Here is a 20,697-nt window from a genome sequence, read left to right on the forward strand (position 1 = left end):
AACTATCCACGAAAAATATTAGGCTATAAAACAGCAAATGAAATAGCAGCATAAACACATAAAATATGAAGAATGATTTCAAGCTAAATATTCGCGGGTTTTTCAAAAAAAGTTGGGCATTTAATATTGCAATGTTTCTAAAAAAATTGCACACACTACTATTAAAGTGTATAATAGAAGAGTTGATTATAAATAAATGCATGAGAAGGAAGGAAATTATGAAACAAAAGATTATTAACATAGCAGTGATAGCCCACGTAGATGCTGGCAAATCAACCCTGGTTGACGCGCTCTTGAAACAGAGCAACGTTTTTAGGGACAATGAGGAAGTCAGAGACTGCATCATGGACAGTAACGATCTGGAACGGGAACGGGGCATCACAATTTATTCAAAGAATTGCGCCATCGAACACAAAGGCGTGAAAATTAATATTGTAGACACACCGGGACATGCCGATTTTTCTTCGGAAGTTGAGCGGATTATTAAAACAGTGGATACGGCAATACTGCTTGTAGATTCAAGCGAGGGGCCAATGCCGCAAACTCGTTTCGTATTGAAAAAGGCATTGGAACATGGACTCAAGCCAATTCTTTTTATAAACAAGATTGATAAAAAAGATGAGCGGGCCGAAGAAGTTGTAGACATGGCTTTTGATCTTTTTGCCGACTTGGGGGCAAACGATGAACAACTTGATTTTCCGATTATTTTCGGAGTTGCCAGGGAAGGCATAGCAAAGATGGATATGTCAGATGAAAGCGATAATTTGGATCCTCTTTTCGATTTGATTCAGTCGCATGTAGAGGCGTATCCGGATAGGGATGATGAGCCGCTGCAAATTCAGATATCGTCGCTTGACTATGACGACTATGTGGGTCGTCTCGGGATTGGCCGAATAAGAAAAGGAACCATAAAAAAGGGGCAGACCGTATCAGTAGCTAAAAGGGACGGAAGCGTCAAACAGGCCAAGATTGTAAATCTGTATATTAATGAAGGACTCAAGCGTGTGGAGACAGATGAAGCGGGAAGCGGTGAAATCGTCGTATTGTCCGGAATGTCAGATATTTCCATAGGCGAAACAATCTGTATGACAGGAGCCGTTGAGCCTCTCGAGATGATTGAGATTGAGGAGCCTACGCTTTCTATGAATTTTTATGTAAACGACTCTCCATTTTGTGGACAGAGCGGAAAATATCTTACATCAAGGCACCTGAAGGCGCGTCTCGATAGGGAGCTTGAAGTAAATGTTGGACTTAGAGTTGAGGAACTTGAAGGAAAGGACGGATTCATCGTATCCGGAAGAGGAGAACTCCATCTTTCCATACTTCTTGAAAACATGAGAAGGGAAAAGTACGAGATGTCAGTATCCAAACCCCAAGTTCTCATGAGAAATATAAAAGGGGTTCGCTCTGAGCCGGTGGAACGGGTTTTAGCTACAATGCCGGAAACATATAGCGGAACCGTCATTTCAAAACTGAATGAACGTAAGGGCGTAATGCTTGCAATGATCTCGGAAAATGGATATGCAAAGATTGAGTTTGCCGTTCCGACAAGAGGACTCTTGGGTTTCAGAAGCGAATTTATAAACGATACTAGGGGAGAGGGCACTATGGTGCGTTCTTTCCAAGATTACCAGCCTTACTTTGGGGAAATTCCGGGAAGAAAGAATGGTGTTCTTGTAGCCCAGCTTAGGGGATCCACGATGGCTTATTCACTGTTTAATCTTGGGAAAAGGTCTACCATATTCGTAGATCCTGCCACAGAAGTATATGAAGGCATGATTATAGGAATGAACAGCCGCCAGGACGATATGGCTGTCAATCCATGTAAAAACAAAAAGCTTACCAATACAAGGGCTTCCGGAAGCGATGATGCCATAAAGCTTCAGAATCCAAAGAAATTCACTCTTGAAGAGGCATTGGAGTTCATCGAAATAGACGAGCTTGTGGAAGTTACTCCGGATGCTTTGAGACTCAGGAAAAAGATTCTGAATGAGAACAATAGGATGAAGGCTGGAAAAGGGCCAAAGACAGTATAATATATAGCATAAATACACAAAAAAGGCCTTCGCATTATGCGAAGGCCTTTTTTGTGTATATTTATAAATAATCAGCTTAGAGGGTTTATCTGATTATTTTATTTGGACAGCAAGTGAAGGTGGCTTGTTGTTTTTCATTATGTTAACATTGAAGCATGATGAAAGTATAGGAGGATTATAATGAAAGCTTTGTCAAAAAAGACTGAAGCGTTTACGGAATCCGTAATAAGGGAAATGACACGTGTGAGCAAATTTTATGGAGGGTATAACCTGTCCCAGGGATTCCCGGATTTTGGAAGCCCTAACATATTAAAAGAAGCAGCTAAGCGTGCGATAGATGAAGAGCTAAATCAGTATCCCATAACCTTTGGTGAACAGGAATTAAGAGAGGCGATAGCAAGGAAGGAAAAGGAGTATAATGGAATCGTTTGTGATCCCGAAAAGGAAATAACGGTAACCTGCGGGGCTTCCGAGGCCATGATTTCAACTATGATGGCACTCGTGAATTCGGGTGACGAAATAATAGTATTTGAACCCTTCTATGAGAACTATGGACCAGATGGAATTCTTTCGGGCGCTACTCCGCGTTATGTAAGGCTTAAACCGCCTGCGTGGTCCTATGACGAGGTAGACCTTGAAAATGCATTTAACGAAAAAACCAAGGCGATAATAATCAATACGCCGAATAATCCTACAGGCAAGGTTTTCTCAAAGGATGAATTACAAAAGATTGCTGATTTATGCATGAAATGGGACGTGTATGCAATTACGGATGAAATATATGAATATATTATTTTTGACGGCGAAAAGCATATCTCAATAGCTTCTCTGCCGGGCATGGAGAATAGAACTGTAACAATTAACTCGATTTCGAAAACCTATTCAGTTACGGGATGGAGAGTGGGCTGGGCTATAGCGGATGAGCGTATTACAAGCAGAATAAGAAAAGTGCATGACTTTTTCACAGTAGGAGCCCCTACTCCGTTTCAGCATGCATCAGTCACTGCCTTGAACCTCGATGAATCCTATTACATGGGCTTGCAGGAGCATTATAACCAGGCAAGAAATCATGTGTTTGAAACCCTTGAGAATAGTAAATTTAAGCCGTACAGGCCAAAAGGCGCCTACTACATCATAGCCGATTGTGAAGATCTGATGCAGGAATATGGAACAAAAGACAACTATGAATTTTGCATCGAGTTAATAAAGAAGACTGGGGTTGCGGTTGTGCCGGGGACATCATTTTATTCTAAAAAGGAGTACGGCATTCATCAAGTAAGGTTCTGTTTCAGCAAAAAATGGGAGACCCTCGAAAGCGTAAGAGAGGCCTTCAAAGATCTCTAAATAGTCGATATTATTTAAGGTGGGAAGAAAAATACTTGTCGGTTAATATATATGTTTGACCGACTCGTTATTGTAATCGATTATTTTGACCATGAGACGGTGCCACTTGTTTGTTTCTTCCCTTTTGAAAAGGTATTCGTTGTTGTCGACAGGACCGCTTGAATTGATTGTATAAATCTTGAAACTTGGGACTTTCTCCGAAATAAATGTGCACTCTACGGAAAGCCTTAATATTTTTTTCTCTTCCTCGGCGAGTTCCTTCTCGAAATTGAGTTTAAGTATTTTGGAATCATCGGAAAAGAATGATATTGAAGTTTCGTTTTCGAAAATTTCGGACGACACCAATTCCGAGTAATTCATAATGTGATGCTTGTTTTTTTCGTTTTCATCGTACAAGCAAATAGATTCATTTTTAGGGTCAATTGCCATGGCTTTAGTATGGCCGGAAGGATCCTTTATTCCGAAAATCCCGTAGGAAGGCGTAAAATTATCGAGTGAATTAAAGAAATCTAGAGCCGATTTTGAAAAAGATTCCGAATTCCTTAGTTTTTTTTGTTGCCGAGCAAAGAACAATATGAATAAGACGGCGATAATTGCAATATAAGCATATATGGACATAACATACATCTCCTTTTATTTGTATATTGTAATCTTACCCTAAAGATAGTATTCTTATGCCAAAAAGTTAAACGCAAAAAGAAATTGATGGTATAATAAATCGTAATTAAAAATTTAGGGGGTTTGTTATGAGTTTAAAAATGGATTTGAGGGTTTTTGAAGCAATGATATTTTTTTGGACGGCTACTATGGAGAGAGAAAAAGTAGGCGAAAGATACTTAAACGACATAGCTGACATGGAAGACATGAAGTCGCTATATGACGATGAATTTAACAAGGAATCTGTAAGGAAAATTTTGAGCGCAATATCGAACAGAGAGATGTTTCGCCCTGCAAACAAGAAGGAAGGAAGCTTTTGGAATTACAACATGTGGATAATGGAAGACCCGGAAGTAATGAAGATGATAATAGAAACGGTTAAATCCATAGAAGTGAAAGCAGTTGAAGAGAAGATTAGCGGTAAGCAAGACGAAATAATAGAGATAGCATTTATTCCGGGCCATGGAAATCCATTCTATACCATCGGCGGGAAATTGCTTATTAATGTATTCATGTTTAGATATGATTTCAACGCAGATAAAATAAAATATATTGAAAAGCCCATTGAGGATTATATCGCTGAGACAATAATGGAAAAAATGTAATCGATAGGTTGATTTTTTAGCAAATATGCTTTACAATAATAACGAATATTAAATTAATAATTTGATTAAAAGTTCGTCCGTATAGATTTGGAGATATGGTCCAAAAGTTTCTACCGGGTTGCCGTTAACAATCCGACTACGGGAGCAGTTTTTTCTGACTCTCAACCAAATTTGGTTGGGTTTTTGCTTTGAGGGGGGAAAATGAAGACACTTAAAGATCGAATATTGAAAGACGGAAGAGTATTGGATGGAAACATATTGAAGGTTGACAGCTTTATTAACCATCAGGTTGATTACAAGCTAATGGACGACATAGGCGAAGAAATACATAGAAGGTTTGAGGACTGCAAAGTTGACAAGATACTTACTATTGAAACCTCGGGAATTCCTGCGGCGTATTCCGTGGCTAGAAATTTCGATGTTCCTTTTGTTTTTGCAAAAAAGATAACATCAGGAAACATTGGGGATGATTTATATAAAACCAAAGTGTTTTCATACACAAAGTCATGTCGCTATGATGTGGTTGTTTCTAAAAAATATTTAATCGAAGGTGAAAATGTGCTTGTTGTTGATGATTTTCTTGCAAACGGTCAAGCAGCCTTGGGGATGATAGATCTGGTTGAACAGGCAGGCGCAAATGTTGTTGGAGTAGTAGCCTTGATTGAAAAAGCATTCCAAGATGGCGGGAAGATTTTAAGAGAAAAAGGATATAGGCTTGAAGCCCTTGCATCCATTGAAAAAATGGATTATGAAGGCATAAAAATAAAATAATATAATATACAGGAGGAGTAAATCATGTTCAAGAAATCGTTTGTAGTATTAATGTCATTGTTATTGGTTCTATCCATGTTGTTTGTGGGTTGCGCCAAGGAAGAGGCAACACCGGAAGAGCCTGCAACTGAAGCAGAAGAGGCTACTCCGGAAGAAGCATTCAAAGTAGGTTTTGTATATGTAGGACCGATAGGAGACGGCGGATGGTCGTACACTCACAATGAAGGAAGACTCTACCTTGAGGAACAACTAGGGGTTGAGACTATTTATAAGGAATCCGTACCTGAAGGACCTGAAGTAGAAAAGGTTATGAAAGATATGATTGACCAAGGTGCAAAAGTTATATTTGCAACAAGCTTCGGTTACATGGATTATGTAGTAAAGGTAGCTGAAGAGTATCCGGAAGTTACATTCCTTCACTGTTCAGGATATAAGGATGCTCCTAATATGAACAATTACTTTGGAAGAATATATGAAGCAAGATACTTGTCGGGAATAGTAGCAGGCCTTAAAACTGAAAGCGACAAAATAGGATATGTAGCAGCATATGAGATACCTGAAGTAATAAGAGGAATCAACGCATTCACATTGGGCGTACAATCTGTAAATGAAAACGCAACAGTAGCGGTAAGATGGACTCACACTTGGTATGACCCTGCAAATGAAAAAGAAGCAGCAAAGGCACTTCTTGATGAGGGTGCGGATGTAATAGCTCAGCATCAGGATACAGCAGGACCTCAACAGGCAGCTGAAGAAAGAGGCGCTTTCTCAATTGGTTATCACACGGACATGAGCGCTGCTGCACCGAATGCATTCATGACTGCTCCTATCTGGGATTGGGGACCATATTACACAGAACAAGTAGATAAGATTATGAAAGGCGAATGGACAAACGAACCTTATTGGGGCGGAATGGAAGACGGAGTTGTAAAACTTGCTGAATTTACTGAAAACGCTCCGGCAGAAGCCCAAGCAATAGTTGACGAAGCAACTGCAGCATTGGCTGATGGAAGCCTCGTAGTTTTCGCAGGACCTCTTTACGACCAAGAAGGAACTTTGAAGGTTGAAGATGGAAAAGTAATGAGCGATGGAGAAATGCTTTCAATGGATTGGTTTGTCAAAGGGGTAGAAGGAAAAATAGAATAATCGGGTGATGATATGTTGCAAGATAAAAAAGTATTGGTAGAAATGCAGAATATTACAAAAATATTTGGAAAAGTCCAAGCCAACAAAGATGTATTTCTCACACTGCACGGCGGGGAAGTTCATTCCCTGCTGGGTGAAAATGGTGCAGGAAAAAGTACATTAATGAACATACTGTCAGGCATTTACCAGCCTGACAGTGGTTTTGTTTTTGTAGAAGGACAAAAGGCAGATATAACGACGCCGAAAGTGGCTATAAGTTTGGGAATCGGAATGGTTCACCAACACTTCAAATTAGTTGATGTGTTGACAGCCAAAGAAAATATAATTGCGGGTCAAAAGGGGATGCCGTTTATTAACGGTGGAAAAATTTCGGAAGAGATAAGGTATCTTTCCGAGCGTTATGGATTGGAAATCGATCCTGATAAAAAGATTTATGACATGTCGGTGGCTGAAAAGCAGCGGGTTGAAATTTTGAAGGTTCTTTATAGCGGGGCAAAGATACTTATTCTTGATGAGCCGACTGCTGTTCTGACTCCGCAGGAGACAAAAAAATTATTTGAAATTATAAATAGGATGAAAAAAAGCGGTTGCGCAATTGTGATAATAACACATAAATTAAATGAAGTGCTTGAAATAAGCGACAAGATAACAATACTTAGAAAAGGTGAATACATCGAAACTGTTCAGAACAAGAATCTGAATTCACATGAACTTACTGACAAGATGGTTGGAAAGTCCATGAATCTATCAATAAACAGGCCTGAAACCAAAGACAAAAAATTATTGCTTAGAGTAAGCGGATTAACAGTTAATAATGAGGAACGTGTAAAGGTTCTTAAAGACATAACATTTGATTTGAGCAGCGGAGAAGTTCTGGGAGTTGCAGGTGTTGCTGGCAGCGGACAGAAAGAACTGTGCGAGGCCATTGCCGGTTTGCAAAAGATACACAGCGGGAAAATAAAATTTGGCAAAAGCAATCTTGTCGGCAAGTCTCCAAGGGAAATCATAAAAATGGGTATAAGTATGAGTTTTGTTCCTGAAGACAGATTGGGAATGGGTCTGATAGCTTCGATGGACATTGTGGATAATGTTCCTTTAAAGGAATACCAAAGCCAGAAGGGATTCTTTCTTTCAAAGAAAAAGTCAAGAGAAAAGGCGGCTAGCTTAGTTGAAAAGCTAAATATATCGACTCCGGATATCTATACAAAGGTTAGCATGCTGTCAGGCGGCAACATACAGAAGGTTCTGCTTGGAAGGGAAATAGAGACAAAGCCGCAAATTATGATTACTGCTTATCCGGCAAGAGGACTTGATGTTGGATCGGCTCACCTTGTTTATGATTTGATAAACGATCAAAAGAAGAGCGGTGTTGCCGTTCTATTCATAGGAGAGGATCTTGATGTACTCATAGAGATGTGCGACAGAATAATGGTTCTTTGCAACGGAAAACTCATAGGTACATTGGACGGACATCAAGCGACTAAAGAGGATTTGGGCTATATGATGGCCGGCAATCCCTTGGACAAAGGAGTTGGCGATATATCATGATAAGAATAGCCGCGCGGTCTGAAGTAAGCAAAAACAGGAATATTTTTACGCGAATAACGGCAATAATAATGGCATTGATGCTGTCGGCCTTGTTTATTGTGTTCCTCGGACATGATCCGATAAAAGTATATTTGTCGATGCTCGAGGGTTCTTTTGGATCGGTCTACAGATTTAAGGAAACTATAATAAGTACTATTCCGCTAACGATAACATCTCTTGGAATACTTATGGCATTTAAAATGAAATTTTGGAATATCGGAGCCGAGGGACAAATGATTATGGGAGCCTTTTTTGCAAGTTATTTTGCATTGAGCTATCCCGATATGAATAGGCTGGCGCTTTTAATTGTTATGCTCATTGCAGGAGCAATTGGAGGCGGTTTATGGGCACTTATACCGGCATATTTCAAAGCAAAATACGGAACAAATGAGGTTCTGTTTACCCTAATGATGAATTACGTTGCATTGAAGTGGATAACATATTTGCAATATGGTCCGTGGAAGGACAAAAATGCCCTCGGATTTCCTAAAATTCCAAACTTTACATCAAATGCGGTTCTGCCTGAATTCCTGGGGATTCATATAGGATGGGTTATTGCACTTGTGTTGACGGCAGTTGTATATGTTTTTATACATTACACCAAAAAAGGTTATGAAATAAATGTAATAGGCGAGAGCGAAAATACAGGGGCTTATGCAGGAATGAATGTAAGGAGTATCATTTTGGAGGCAATGTTTATAGGTGGCGCACTAGCGGGTATAGCTGGAATGATTCAGGCTTCTGCTGTCAGTGGGACTCTTTCAGTAGAAGTGACTGGCGGGGTGGGATACACGGCAATTATTGTAACATGGCTCTCCGGTTTGAGCGCACCGTTGATTGTGGTGGTATCGTTTTTGTTTGCGATTCTTATTCAGGGTGGTTCGTATATACAGACAGCTTTTCAAATTCCGCAGTCTGCAGCTCAGATATTGCAGGGAATGATACTGCTGTTTGTTCTTGGCAGCGAGTTTTTTGTTAAGTATCAAATAATATTCAAGAATAATAGAGTGAAAAAGGAGGGGATGTAAATGGCAATAATCGTATTTCTTAATGCAGCGGTACAGGCAGGAACCCCTTTGCTATTTGCAACCCTTGGAGAAATAATTACCGAAAAAGTAGGCAATTTGAATCTTGGAGTTGAGGGTCTAATGCTGATGGGAGCAGTTGCCGGATTCAAAATAGGGCTGTTGACTTCGAACCCATATATGGCTCTGCTTGGAGCTGCAACCGCGGGTGCTTTCGGAGGATTGATATTTGCATTTCTGACAGTTTCTCTAAAGGCAAATCAGGTGGTAACGGGATTGTCTCTTACTATTCTCGGAACGGGTCTATCGGGTTTTGCGGGCAAGAGCCTTATGGGACAGATTGTGCCGGTAGAAGTAGGGAGTTTTTTCAAGGCTTTTGAAATACCCGGACTCAGCGATATACCGATTTTGGGAAAAATATTGTTCAATCAGAATGTATTCATTTACTTGGGATATATTACAGCGATTTTGCTTGGTATATACATGTATCGCACCCGTTGGGGCCTAAATATGAGGGTGGTCGGAGAAAATCCTTCAGCTGCCGATGCAAGCGGAATAAATATAAACCTGTATAAATATGTTCATATCTTGTTTGGCAGTGCATTATGCGGATTGGGAGGAGCCTATCTTTCATTGGTTTATGTTCCGGCCTGGCAGGAAAACGTAACGGCTGGAAGAGGTTGGATAGCTGTTGCTTTGGTAATATTCAGTACTTGGAATCCTAACAAGGCGATATTGGGAGCATATTTTTTCGGAGGATTGGATATAATAGGATTTAGACTCCAAAAATTTGATTTAAGCATTTCGCAATACATTGTAGACATGTTCCCGTATTTAGCGACAATAATAGTTTTAATAATAATATCCCTTAGGAAAAGCAGAGAGAACATGCCTCCTGAGGGTTTATCGAATCCTTATTTTAGGGAGGAACGATAAAAAATTTGCAATAGATTTAAATCTGTGATATCATAATAAAATATATTAATAAAGGCTTTGAGTAGGAGAGTAATCCCGAATAAACGGACAGAGAGGAAGCATGTACGCTGTAATTGCTTCACGGTTGGAAGCGGGACGAATTGCACCTATGAGCTGACAGTTGAATTTAGTAGGCTGTTCCGGTTTATACCGTTAAAAATATGAGAGATGATTAGTCTCAATAGAGTGGAAAAGCGGATACCAATCTGCCTCTGTGAGTTGCACAGGGGCAGATTTTTATTTTAAGGAGGGAAAAAAATGAATAGATTTAAATCTTTCGGAGAGTATTTGGATTCAATAATAGATAGGGATCCAGCGGTTAATAGCCGATATGAGGTGATGATTTGTCATCCTTGCGTTTTTTCAATTGCTTCACATCGCTTGAATCATGCTCTTTACCATAAGGGGTATAAGGTTACGGCTAGATTTCTATCTCAAATAAGCAGGTTCTTGACAGGTATTGAAATTCATCCCGGAGCAAAAATTAAAGAAAACCTATTCATAGATCATGGAATGGGAGTTGTAATAGGCGAAACCGCTGAGATAGGTCGAAATGTAACAATTTATCAAGGGGTTACCCTTGGAGGCACCGGGAAGGACACGGGCAAAAGGCACCCTACGATCGGAAATGATGTGATGATAAGTGCGGGCGCAAGGGTATTGGGGCCGCTAAAAATCGGGGATCGCTCGAAAATAGGCGCCGGTTCCGTTGTGCTTAAGGATATACCTTCAGACTCTACAGCCGTAGGAATACCTGCTAGGGTGGTAAGAAAAAGAAATGTGAAGATTCATGCCATAAGACGAGCGAATGAATTTGCGGATCTTGATCAGATTAATATTCCGGATCCTCTCGAAAAAGAATTAGAATCCATGAAGGAAAAAATAAGGATGCTCGAAGAACGTTTGGACAGTTTTGATGAACGTAAAGCTATTTAGGAGGTTGCTATGGAAATATATAATAATGTTCTAGAAATGATTGGGGACACACCCATTGTAAGACTTGAGTCCTATTCAAAACCGGGTGTTGAGGTTTTTTTAAAGCTTGAATTCCATAATCCCGGAGGGAGCATAAAGGATAGGCCGGCTGCAAAGATAATAGAAGAGGCTGAAAAACGATTGGAAATAAAAGCGGGAGGCACTATCGTCGAAGCGACGAGTGGCAACACCGGAATTGGTCTAAGCCTTGTCGGGGCGGTTAAAGGATATCGTGTTGTTATTGTTATGCCTGAAAACATGAGCATTGAGAGACAAAAAATAATGAAGGCTTATGGCGCAGAATTGATCTTGACGCCTAAGGAAGATGGAATGAAAGGGGCAATAGAAGTAGCGGAATCAATGAAAGAAAATAATCCCGAGTATTTTGTGGCAAATCAATTTGGCAATAAAGACAATGCAAAAGCGCATGAGGAAGGTACTGCCATCGAAATATTAAAACAGATGGACAATAAATTGGATTATTTTATTAACGGGATAGGGACAGGGGGAACAATTACGGGCATAGGAAAAGTCCTTAAAGAAAATATTATAAATATAAAGGTCATTGGAGTTGAGCCTTCTGGTTCTGCGGTTATTTCCGGCAAGAAAGCGGGACCACATAAATTGCAGGGAATAGGTGCCGGATTCGTTCCTAGCATTTTGAATGTGGGTCTATTGGATGAACTGATTTTAGTTGATGATGAAGAAGCATATACGGAAGCCAGATTCCTCGCGAGAAAAGAGGGACTAATGGTTGGAATTTCGACAGGAGCAAACCTGGCCGCAGTACGAAAATTGGTTTCAAGTATAGAATCGGACAAAGAGATAAGAATTTTGACCTTGTCGGCAAGCTCGGGAGAAAGGTATTTAAGCACCGACTTGTATGATTAAAATGTTATAATGATTGTGTTTAAGAAACAATTACAAGGAGATAGTAAAATGATTCAGATAGACAAAAAAAAGATAGATGAGATTTACACAATGGCAGAAGCAATAGAATCGGTAAAAAGAGCCTTGGTTCTTAATGAAAACGGAAAGGCGCAAATACCGGTTAGAACAAGCCTTTCATTTGCAGATAAGCAGGGAACATGCCTTTTTATGCCGGGGTTGATAGAGTCGATGGATTTGATAGGAATAAAAATAGTTTCGGTTTTTCCCGGTAATTCAAAAATGGGATTGGATAATGTGCCATCCCAGATGATATTGCTTGATGGCGAAACGGGATACGTCAAAGCGATGATAAACGGCACAAGGCTCACGGAAATAAGAACAGGGGCCATTACGGCGGTTGCCACAGATCTTATTTGCAGGGAATCAGTTAAGACAGCGGCAATCATCGGTACAGGCGGACAGGCTCCATGCCAGATTGAAGGCCTTTTGACTGTAAGGAATATCGATAAGGTGAATATTGCCGCAAGAAACTATGATAAAACAAAATTATTTGCAAAGGAAATGAAAAATCGCTTCAAGGACAGGTTTGAAACCGAGTTTATTGCATGCGAAACCATTGAAGAGGCAGTAGCGAATGCAGATATAATAAATACAGTTACTACATCCCATACACCTATTATTAGGAAAGAGATGCTTAAAGAGAATGTTCATATAAATGCAGTAGGTTCGTTTAGACCGGACATGCAGGAAATCCACGAGGATATAATGGAGAACGCATCTTTCATTTTGGTGGACAACTTGGAGGTCGTATTGAAGGAATCAGGGGACCTGCTTAAACCCATTGAAATGGGGCTTATTAAAATTTGCGATGTTGATTCTGAGATTGGTTCATATATTGCCGAAAACAAGAACTATAGAGGTTCCGGTGGGATAACTGTATTCGAAACTGTAGGATTTGCAGTTCTTGATTTAGTTGTGGCAAACGACATACTTATGAAAATGGTTTAGAAATTCAAGAAAAATGGAACAAGAAAAGGAACAAGCGCAGAAAGGGTAAATCCATTTATAAAGGCAATCAATGATGTTTCGCTATCAGTGGATTTAGATATAATAGGAAGTGTAGAATCCATGCTGGTTGCGCCTGCCGGGGCTATGCTCGTAAGAAAGTTGAGGTGTTTGGCAATCACTGGAATAATCAATACTGCCATCAATTCCCTGAAAACATTACATAGAAAAGCAATTGCGCCGACCTCGGCGTTTACCAATCGTGTCAAAAGGATTCCAGATAGGCTGTACCAACCGAATCCGGAGGCAATAGAGAGACTTATTCCGATTTCACGATGAAGTATGAATGCGGCCAGGATACCTCCTGTCAGACTTCCGAGAACGATTGAAAAAGGTATCAATAATACCTTTGGACCCAAAACCCTTAATCGATGAAAAACACTGCGATTGTATCCCAATTCGATTCCTACTGTAAGAATAAGAAAGTTTAATGCATAACCGGAGGCATGCTCAATTAACGGCTTCATCTCCATTGGAAGAAAAACAAATCCGAAGAAAATGCCGGAACATACTGATATGACAATGGCAAGCGACATGGTTAACTCCTTTCAAAAAATCTCTTTGTAGCGATATAGACAAAAAGAGTGCTGAAAAATATTGTGCTTATTGCATATATGAAGGAGTCTATGCCGATGGTTTTTAAATTGGACAAAAGGCTTTTGTTCATTCCTATCGAAGCACCCATAAAGAATAAAAGAAACACCAGTCCTACGAATTGCAGTTTTGAATTCAACAGGACTGTTTTTTTGCTTAGATTTGCTATTGAGCCTATAAGTATGCCAATAATTAAAAAAAATAGAACCTGGGTCAATTTAATTCCCCCATTCTCTGCTAAAGTATTGATAATAGTAGCTTTTAATACGTCCGTTGTACAGTTTTCTGTTTTTATCTGATTTGATGGCGAAAGCGGATTCAAAGTGCTCGTGAGAGGTTATTATGAAGTAGGACCATCTGTCAAGATGCTTAAGTCTTTCCCCCATGATTCGGTAAAGTCTTTCAGCCGATTCCTGTGACTCTAATCTTTCTCCATAAGGAGGGTTTGTGATTACGCATCCGTTTTTGCTGTTTGAGCTTAGCTCGGAAATATCGCGAACCTGGAAATGAATTGAATCTTCGACGCCGGCTTCGGCGGCGTTTATCTTGGCGGCCTTGATTGCACGTTTGTCTATGTCATACCCTTGTATGTTCAATGACTTATCAAAATCAATAGATGAATATGCTTCCTTTCGGGTTTCTTTCCATATCGATTCGGGTATGAAACCCCATGTTTCTGAAATGAATTTGCGGTTTAAACCGGGCGCTATATTGCGAGCTATCATTGCTGCTTCGATAGGTATGGTTCCTGATCCGCAGAATGGGTCTATCAAGGGCTTGTCAGGATACCAATTGCTAAGCAATACCAAGGCTGCGGCCAAGGTTTCCTTCAATGGAGCAATAACAGGTTCTATTCGGTAGCCTCTCTTATGGAGGCCTTCGCCGCTTGTGTCCATGAGTACGCTTGCTTGGTCATTGAGAATTGCAATGTGTATTGGAAAGCGAGGTCCTGTTTCTTCAAACCAGTCCAAGTTATAGGTTTCCTTCATAGACTCGACAACAGCTTTTTTAGATATGGACTGTATGTCTGAAAGGCTGAAAAGCTTTGACTTGACTGATTTCGCATACACAGGGAAACAAGCGTCTTTAGAAAGATACGTGTTCCACTCGATTTTTTTTACATTTTGAAACAAAGATTCAAAGCTTGTGGCATTGAATTCCGCAAGTTTAATGAAAACACGGTCTGCGCTGCGGAGCCATAAATTGCATTTGCATATATCCTCTTCAATACCCGCAAATTCAACACCTCCGTTGAAAATTTTCAAATCTTTGAATCCAAGGGCCTTAAGTTCTTTGGCTACAACGGATTCCAACCCGAAGGTTGCCGTGGCAATTAATTTGTATTCTGACATAGTATACTCCTTTCATAGTCATACATTATATTATATCAAATAAGGAGGCATTGTTGGCAATTGAGAAGGATTTTCATTGAAAATATTATCGTGTTGTAATATAATTAGCATATGCTATTTATAGGAGGGTACTATGGAAATACGTAAAGAGAGAACAAATGACAACAGCAATATTAAAAAAGTTATCGCAGTAATGAGCGGTAAAGGCGGAGTTGGAAAATCATCGGTAACATCATTGGTGGCTTTGGCGCTGAGTAAACAAGGCTACAAGGTAGGAATAATGGATGCTGATATAACAGGACCCAGCATTCCGAAGATTTTCGGAATCAATGCTCAGCGCGCAACCGGAGACGAAAAATCAATAAACCCGGTTGAAGCACAAAACGGAATAAAAGTTATTTCATTGAATCTTTTAATAAAAGAAGAGGAGTCTCCCGTTATTTGGAGAGGACCGCTTCTTGGAAGCACAGTAAAACAATTTTATACCGATGTAAACTGGGGAGAGCTTGACTACCTCATAATCGATTTGCCGCCGGGAACCGGAGATGTATCGCTTACAGTAATGCAGTCAGTTCCGGTTGATGGAATTATTGTTGTTACAGCGCCTCAAGATCTTGTCAATTTAATTGTAAAAAAATCGATCAACATGGCCAACATGATGAATATTCCTGTAATGGGAGTCATAGAGAACATGAGCTATTACGAGTGCCCTGATTGTGGTAAACGCAACTATATTTTCGGAAAGAGCAAATTGGATGAAATTGCCAAGGATATGGATTTGAATATAATACATAAATTGCCAATCGACTCTCAGTTTGTTGAACTGTGCGATGAAGGAAAAGTTGAGTTGTACCCAGAAATTGGATTCGGTATTTTTGATGACTTCAATGAGAAAATCAAGGAACTGATAGCAGAAAAGTAATAAAAAAACTGTTGTACAGGAATTGTTTAGAAAAAATAATATTAAGGTTATTGTTGGAATGTCAGGAGATGTAGAAGAAGCAGTAAGAAAATATCTTGAGGGAGAAATTGAATCAAATAATTCTGTTTGCGAGAATTAAAGATTGAAAGCGAGATAAAAATCTCGCTTTCTCCAATAAATAATGGATGTGATTATATGAATGATAAAGTGTGCATGATAGAAGACATTTTAAGAAAAAAGAATTTCAAATTCACTTCTTCAAGAAAAGAGATTATTAGAATATTTTTGGAAAGCGACAAGCATTTGAAGCCTGAGGATGTGTATGAATTAGTTAAGGCAAAAGGGATAAGCTTGCCGACAGTCTACAGGACAATAGACATACTAAAAAAGAATCAAATTATCGAGGAAATAGCGATAGGCAAACATAGATATTATGAACTGAAAATATTCAGCGGGAAAAAACTCCATATTCATTTTAAATGCGATAGCTGTGGTGAGATTTTTGATATCGATGACCCAAAGCTTGTGATGGATCTTATTGATATAACCAGCAGTGTTGAAAGTTCGTATAAGGTGGAAGTAGAAGATTTGCTTATGGTATTGCATGGTACTTGCGAAAGCTGTAATAAGAAAATAATAATATAATCTAAGGAGGATTGAAATGAAACTTGGATTAGTGCAAATGAATGTAACTGAAGATAAAAATGCCAACATTGATAAAGCTTGTGAAATGATAAAAAAAGCATCAATAGAAGGGGCGGACATGATTGTGCTTCCTGAAATGTTCAATTGTCCTTATGACAACAAGTATTTTAGAAAATATGCAGAGGATGCTTCGGGAAAGACAATAAAAGAAATGTCAAAAGCTGCAATAGAGAATGGGGTTTACATCGTTGCGGGCTCAATTCCTGAAATTGAGGAAGGGAACGTATTCAACACTTCATTTGTGCTGAACCCGAAAGGGGAAATTGTTGCAAAACATCGAAAAATGCATCTCTTCGACATCGACATAGAGGGCGGAATACGTTTTAAAGAATCGGAAACCCTGACACCGGGACGAGATGTAACGGTTTTTGAGACTCCTTTTGGAATTGTGGGATTGGCAATATGCTATGATATGCGATTTCCGGAACTTATGAGGCTTATGGCCTTGAAGGGAGCAGAATTGATTGTAGTTCCTGCAGCGTTCAATAGGATTACAGGATCTGCTCATTGGGAAATGACAGCAAAAGCCAGGGCATTGGATAATCAGGTTTATTTTGCAGCGGTTTCACCTGCGGTTGACTGGAATGCATCTTATCATGCCTATGGACATACGATTTTTGTTGATCCATGGGGAAGAGTAAAACAGCAGCTTGATGATAAAGAAGGTTTGCTGATATGTGAAATGGAAAAAGATTTAATTGAAAAGGTTAGGAACGAGTTGCCGCTTATGAAACATAGAAGAACTGACCTGTATGAAATAGATTTCATGGGAAGGCGATAATGTTATGGACTATACTGATGTAAGAAATAATGCGAAAAAAAAATTTGGGGGCAAATGCAAGGTTTGTTTAGAGTGCAACGGTGTTGCATGCAAGGGACAGGTCCCGGGTATGGGAGGGAAAGGTTCCGGAAACGGATTTATTAGAAATGTTGAGCAACTTAAAAATGTTAAGATTCACATGGATACGCTTTATCAATCCGGAAAAGTCGATGCAGGTCTTGAAATGTTTGGAAGGTCATTTAAATACCCATTTTTTGCAGCTCCGATAGGTGGAGTCAAAGTTAATTATGGGGAAGGATTTACAGACACAAGTTATTCGGAAGCTGTCGTTAATGGATGCTTTGAATCGGGAACTGCGGCATTTACAGGAGACGGCATACCGGAAGAATCGTACACAGGTCCGTTGGATGCCATAGGGGCGGTATCAGGATGCGGTATTCCGACAATCAAACCGTGGGGTGTTGAAGAATCAATAAGGAAGGTAAAAATTGCAGAAGAAAGAAATGTGATGGCGATTGCAATGGATGTGGATGCCGCAGGACTCACTGTGTTTGCAAAAATGGGCAAGCCGCTATTTCCGCAGTCAGTTGAATCTCTGAGGAAGATAATTGCGAGCACTGAGTTGCCATTTATTGTTAAAGGAGTAATGACTGTTGAAGGGGCTTTAAAAGCAAAAGATGCAGGTGCCTTTGGAATAATTGTTTCAAATCATGGGGGTAGGGTTTTAGATGATACTCTATCTACTATAGAGGTATTGCCACGTATTGTTGAAGCTTGCAAAGGGGAAATGAAAATCTTTATTGACGGAGGGTTCAGAAAGGGAACAGATATATTTAAGGCCCTGGCTTTGGGAGCAGATGGAGTGCTCATTGGAAGACCCTACGGAGTTGCGGTTTATGGAGGAGAAAAAGAAGGCGTAAAACTTTACACCGAAAAAATTGGAGCTGAGCTTGAGGATGTAATGAGAATGACAGGGGCTCAGAGCATTAAAGATATAACAAGGGAAAAAGTTGAAATTGTAAAATAAACACGAAAAGCAGAAAAAGAGATGACCTTTAACCATCTCTTTTCTAGACAAATCTTTATGAGCAGTAAGCTGCTTACTTTATTCCGAAAAGGTTGCGCTTGTAGATATAATAGAACTTTTCTAGTTCTGCCATTTTTTTCTGCATTTCAATTTGCAGTTTTGAAACAGCCTCATAATTTTCTTCTTCTATCGCAAATCTCAACTCCTCGAATAGGGACTGCTTGCTGAGTTTGTTTTTCATCAAATCATGACGAAGCTGATTAATTTTTTCCCAGTTCACAACATCGTAATCCGTTGCATTTTCAGTTTCATGGATTTTTTTGTAAGAGCGTACCAAATCAGTATTGGTATCGAGTATTCTGGACTTCAATTCATTAATCCATTGACTGGTTGATGCTGATTTAAGGGATTTGATGATGTCTTTTGTAAATACATCTCCATTTAAAAGTATATCGACTTTCTTGGGGTATAAATCTAAAGCTAATACATTTTCATATACTGTTGCTGGAGGTATTCCAAACATTGAACCCCGTTCTTCATCGGTGTAATCCTCAAATACGTCTTCTTCGCTCCTATATGCCCTTTCTTTTTCAAGATAAAAGGCACTATCTCCCGGTTTTTTTGAAAGCTCTTTTTCGATTTCATCGAGCGACATGCCGGACTTTTGAATACTAAGGATTCCGTCGAGCATTGCCTGATAGATTGCGGCAATTGACACATAAGTGTTGGTGGTCGGGTTTGGTGATCTAACTTCAAATCGTGTAGCCATAGGGTTGCTCATGTCCCTTATCAAACCTGTAAGTACGGTTCTATTACGGGAAGGAGATTCTACCGAGTGACCCAATGAGGTTACTATGCAAACAGGTGCCTCAAAACCGGGCTTGAGACGTCTTAGAGCATCATTTGTGTTGCTTATGAACGGATTGATAATCTCATAATTTTTAAGGAGTCCCATGATTGATTCGAATCCTATTGAACTCATATATGAAGAATTTTGGTCAATGGGAGAGAAAAGATTTATCATTTTTCCGGTTTTCAGTTTTAGCGCAATTCCTATGTGTATGTGTTTGCCGTTTCCCGCAACCCCTTCAATAGGTTTGGCAAGGAAGGTTACATCAAGGTTCTTTTCAACAAAAGTATCTTTTATTATATCCTGCGCGAATAGTTCATTGTCGCCCGTTTGCATTTCTGAGCTGTATTTCCAGTCTATTTCCAGCTGTTCCATGATGTAAGTGAAATTTCCATCACTGTCCATCGCGGAAGGGACTCCACCGACTTCCTTGTGACCCATTTCAACTTCGAAACCATACTTGTTGAGTTTTAGCAAAGATTCTTCAAGAGCTGTTTTTACCGGGCCTATGGTGCGTTTCCAGTATTGCTCTTTTAAAATCTGCGATGTGGAAAGTTTTTCTATATCGGCTTGTTTACCTGGAGTCTTTACCCAAAATTCCAATTCAGTAGCTGTGGTGAGAACTATTTCATCAATTAAATCGGCACTTGCAATTTCGAATTCAGCCAAAAGGGTTTTACTGTTTGAAATGAGTTCTAAAAGGCTTTCCTTTATTCGCACTGCGGATCGTTTCAAAACGGAACGTGAGCAGACCAATTTGTCTTCATGGCAAATGAATGCGGGAATGATAAGCGTTCCAACTGGCAAAGAATTTAGCGGGTCCAAAAGGTCGTAATTGTAATCGATAAACCATCTGACATCTTTGTCGGGAATCAAATCTACCTTTGCATTGCTCAATTCGGCGATTTCCGGAAGAACAACGCTTGAACCGTCAGTTTGCACTCCTTTTACAAGGAAACCGGATACATCCTCTTTGAAAAGTTCAATTGGTACTTTTTCATCTGTGTGGTTGTTTCCCAAGTCTACAGCTACAAGGGATACGAATTTGATTTCTGAATGATCATTGATAAGCTTAAGCAAACCTTGATCATCATATGTTCCTGGGTCGATAAAATAGAGAAGCTCATTGTAAATTTTTGAAACCATAGGATCACCTCTTTATAAAATATTTAATATTGAATAATTATAGCATAATAAATATTAATGTAAAGATTAATATTTTGCGTCAAACCTTTGATAAGCAGTAAAATCAACGTGAGAGGTGCAAATAAAAAAATATTTAATAATTTTGATATCAAGCAATAGTATGTAACATAACGTACAATAAATATAAATAGCAACTATAATGTCCGTAATTATACAGCTTGAATTAATCGGTTATTTCGTTTA

General features: G+C 39.4%; 20 protein-coding genes and 1 riboswitch. Of the genes, 15 read left to right on the forward strand and 5 right to left on the reverse strand.

Annotation, left to right across the window (positions count from 1 at the left end; translation table 11 throughout):
• The first annotated feature begins 218 nt into the window (after positions 1–218).
• Both typA and JJE29_00010 read left to right on the forward strand, forming a co-directional pair.
• Entirely contained in the window at positions 219–2,036 is a 1,818-nt protein-coding gene (gene typA, locus JJE29_00005) for a translational GTPase TypA (GenBank protein MBK5251020.1), read from the forward strand.
• A 180-nt stretch (positions 2,037–2,216) separates the two neighbouring features.
• Positions 2,217–3,380 (forward strand): aminotransferase class I/II-fold pyridoxal phosphate-dependent enzyme, encoded by a 1,164-nt coding sequence (locus JJE29_00010; protein MBK5251021.1) that lies wholly within the window; start codon positions 2,217–2,219, stop codon positions 3,378–3,380.
• Between the two features lie 42 nt (positions 3,381–3,422).
• Here the strand turns inward: JJE29_00010 and JJE29_00015 are convergent, their stop codons facing one another.
• Positions 3,423–3,998 carry a hypothetical protein gene (locus JJE29_00015; protein MBK5251022.1) on the reverse strand — a complete coding sequence of 192 codons (576 nt, stop codon included), beginning with the start codon at positions 3,996–3,998 and terminating at the stop codon, positions 3,423–3,425.
• Between the two features lie 128 nt (positions 3,999–4,126).
• On the opposite strand from JJE29_00015, the gene JJE29_00020 reads away from it, so the two are divergent.
• The 9 genes from JJE29_00020 to JJE29_00060 all read left to right on the forward strand — a co-directional run bounded on the left by JJE29_00020 (position 4,127) and on the right by JJE29_00060 (position 13,020).
• Positions 4,127–4,642, forward strand: coding sequence for a hypothetical protein (locus JJE29_00020; GenBank protein MBK5251023.1), 516 nt, complete (start codon positions 4,127–4,129; stop codon positions 4,640–4,642).
• Between the two features lie 57 nt (positions 4,643–4,699).
• A riboswitch (purine riboswitch) is annotated at positions 4,700–4,801 on the forward strand.
• 42 nt (positions 4,802–4,843) lie between these two features.
• Positions 4,844–5,413 (forward strand): xanthine phosphoribosyltransferase, encoded by a 570-nt coding sequence (locus JJE29_00025; GenBank protein MBK5251024.1) that lies wholly within the window; start codon positions 4,844–4,846, stop codon positions 5,411–5,413.
• A 24-nt stretch (positions 5,414–5,437) separates the two neighbouring features.
• Positions 5,438–6,559 (forward strand): BMP family ABC transporter substrate-binding protein, encoded by a 1,122-nt coding sequence (locus JJE29_00030; protein ID MBK5251025.1) that lies wholly within the window; start codon positions 5,438–5,440, stop codon positions 6,557–6,559.
• Positions 6,560–6,571: 12 nt separating this feature from the next.
• A complete protein-coding gene (locus JJE29_00035) occupies positions 6,572–8,107 on the forward strand; it encodes an ABC transporter ATP-binding protein (GenBank protein MBK5251026.1) in 1,536 nt (511 codons plus the stop codon).
• Positions 8,104–9,174, forward strand: coding sequence for an ABC transporter permease (locus tag JJE29_00040; GenBank protein ID MBK5251027.1), 1,071 nt, complete (start codon positions 8,104–8,106; stop codon positions 9,172–9,174). The genes JJE29_00035 and JJE29_00040 overlap by 4 nt, the downstream gene beginning before the upstream one ends.
• Positions 9,175–10,107 carry an ABC transporter permease gene (locus JJE29_00045; protein ID MBK5251028.1) on the forward strand — a complete coding sequence of 311 codons (933 nt, stop codon included), beginning with the start codon at positions 9,175–9,177 and terminating at the stop codon, positions 10,105–10,107. It abuts the gene before it with no gap.
• 297 nt (positions 10,108–10,404) lie between these two features.
• Complete coding sequence (cysE, locus tag JJE29_00050; GenBank protein ID MBK5251029.1) at positions 10,405–11,082, forward strand: serine O-acetyltransferase; 678 nt, start codon at positions 10,405–10,407, stop codon at positions 11,080–11,082.
• A 9-nt stretch (positions 11,083–11,091) separates the two neighbouring features.
• Positions 11,092–12,012 (forward strand): cysteine synthase A, encoded by a 921-nt coding sequence (cysK, locus tag JJE29_00055; GenBank protein ID MBK5251030.1) that lies wholly within the window; start codon positions 11,092–11,094, stop codon positions 12,010–12,012.
• A 48-nt stretch (positions 12,013–12,060) separates the two neighbouring features.
• A complete protein-coding gene (locus JJE29_00060) occupies positions 12,061–13,020 on the forward strand; it encodes an ornithine cyclodeaminase family protein (protein MBK5251031.1) in 960 nt (319 codons plus the stop codon).
• On the opposite strand, the gene JJE29_00065 is transcribed toward JJE29_00060, so the two are convergent.
• Genes JJE29_00065 through JJE29_00075 form a run of 3 tightly spaced genes read right to left on the reverse strand, consistent with a single transcriptional unit; the run spans position 13,017 to position 15,023 of the window.
• Positions 13,017–13,613: a lysine exporter LysO family protein gene (locus JJE29_00065; GenBank protein ID MBK5251032.1), complete on the reverse strand. Its 597-nt coding sequence runs from the start codon at positions 13,611–13,613 to the stop codon at positions 13,017–13,019. The two genes, JJE29_00060 and JJE29_00065, sit on opposite strands and share 4 nt — an antisense overlap.
• A 2-nt stretch (positions 13,614–13,615) precedes the next feature.
• On the reverse strand, positions 13,616–13,888 hold the full coding sequence (locus tag JJE29_00070; protein ID MBK5251033.1) for a LysO family transporter: 273 nt from the start codon (positions 13,886–13,888) through the stop codon (positions 13,616–13,618).
• A 1-nt stretch (position 13,889) separates the two neighbouring features.
• A complete protein-coding gene (locus JJE29_00075) occupies positions 13,890–15,023 on the reverse strand; it encodes a class I SAM-dependent RNA methyltransferase (GenBank protein ID MBK5251034.1) in 1,134 nt (377 codons plus the stop codon).
• A gap of 133 nt (positions 15,024–15,156) precedes the next feature.
• On the opposite strand from JJE29_00075, the gene JJE29_00080 reads away from it, so the two are divergent.
• From JJE29_00080 to JJE29_00095, 4 genes are all read left to right on the forward strand, one after another.
• Positions 15,157–15,945, forward strand: a complete 789-nt coding sequence (locus JJE29_00080) for an Mrp/NBP35 family ATP-binding protein (GenBank protein ID MBK5251035.1) — start codon at positions 15,157–15,159, stop codon at positions 15,943–15,945.
• 195 nt (positions 15,946–16,140) lie between these two features.
• The gene (locus JJE29_00085) at positions 16,141–16,590 is read left to right on the forward strand and encodes a transcriptional repressor (protein MBK5251036.1); all 450 of its coding nucleotides are present in this window, start codon (positions 16,141–16,143) and stop codon (positions 16,588–16,590) included.
• A 16-nt stretch (positions 16,591–16,606) separates the two neighbouring features.
• On the forward strand, positions 16,607–17,431 hold the full coding sequence (locus JJE29_00090) for a carbon-nitrogen hydrolase family protein (GenBank protein ID MBK5251037.1): 825 nt from the start codon (positions 16,607–16,609) through the stop codon (positions 17,429–17,431).
• Between the two features lie 4 nt (positions 17,432–17,435).
• On the forward strand, positions 17,436–18,458 hold the full coding sequence (locus JJE29_00095) for an alpha-hydroxy-acid oxidizing protein (GenBank protein MBK5251038.1): 1,023 nt from the start codon (positions 17,436–17,438) through the stop codon (positions 18,456–18,458).
• Positions 18,459–18,531: 73 nt separating this feature from the next.
• On the opposite strand, the gene JJE29_00100 is transcribed toward JJE29_00095, so the two are convergent.
• Positions 18,532–20,442, reverse strand: coding sequence for a glutamine synthetase (locus tag JJE29_00100; protein ID MBK5251039.1), 1,911 nt, complete (start codon positions 20,440–20,442; stop codon positions 18,532–18,534).
• Between the last annotated feature and the right edge of the window lie 255 nt (positions 20,443–20,697).

The sequence above is a fragment of the Peptostreptococcaceae bacterium genome (assembly GCA_016649995.1).
Classification (GTDB): Bacteria; Bacillota; Clostridia; order Peptostreptococcales; family BM714; genus BM714.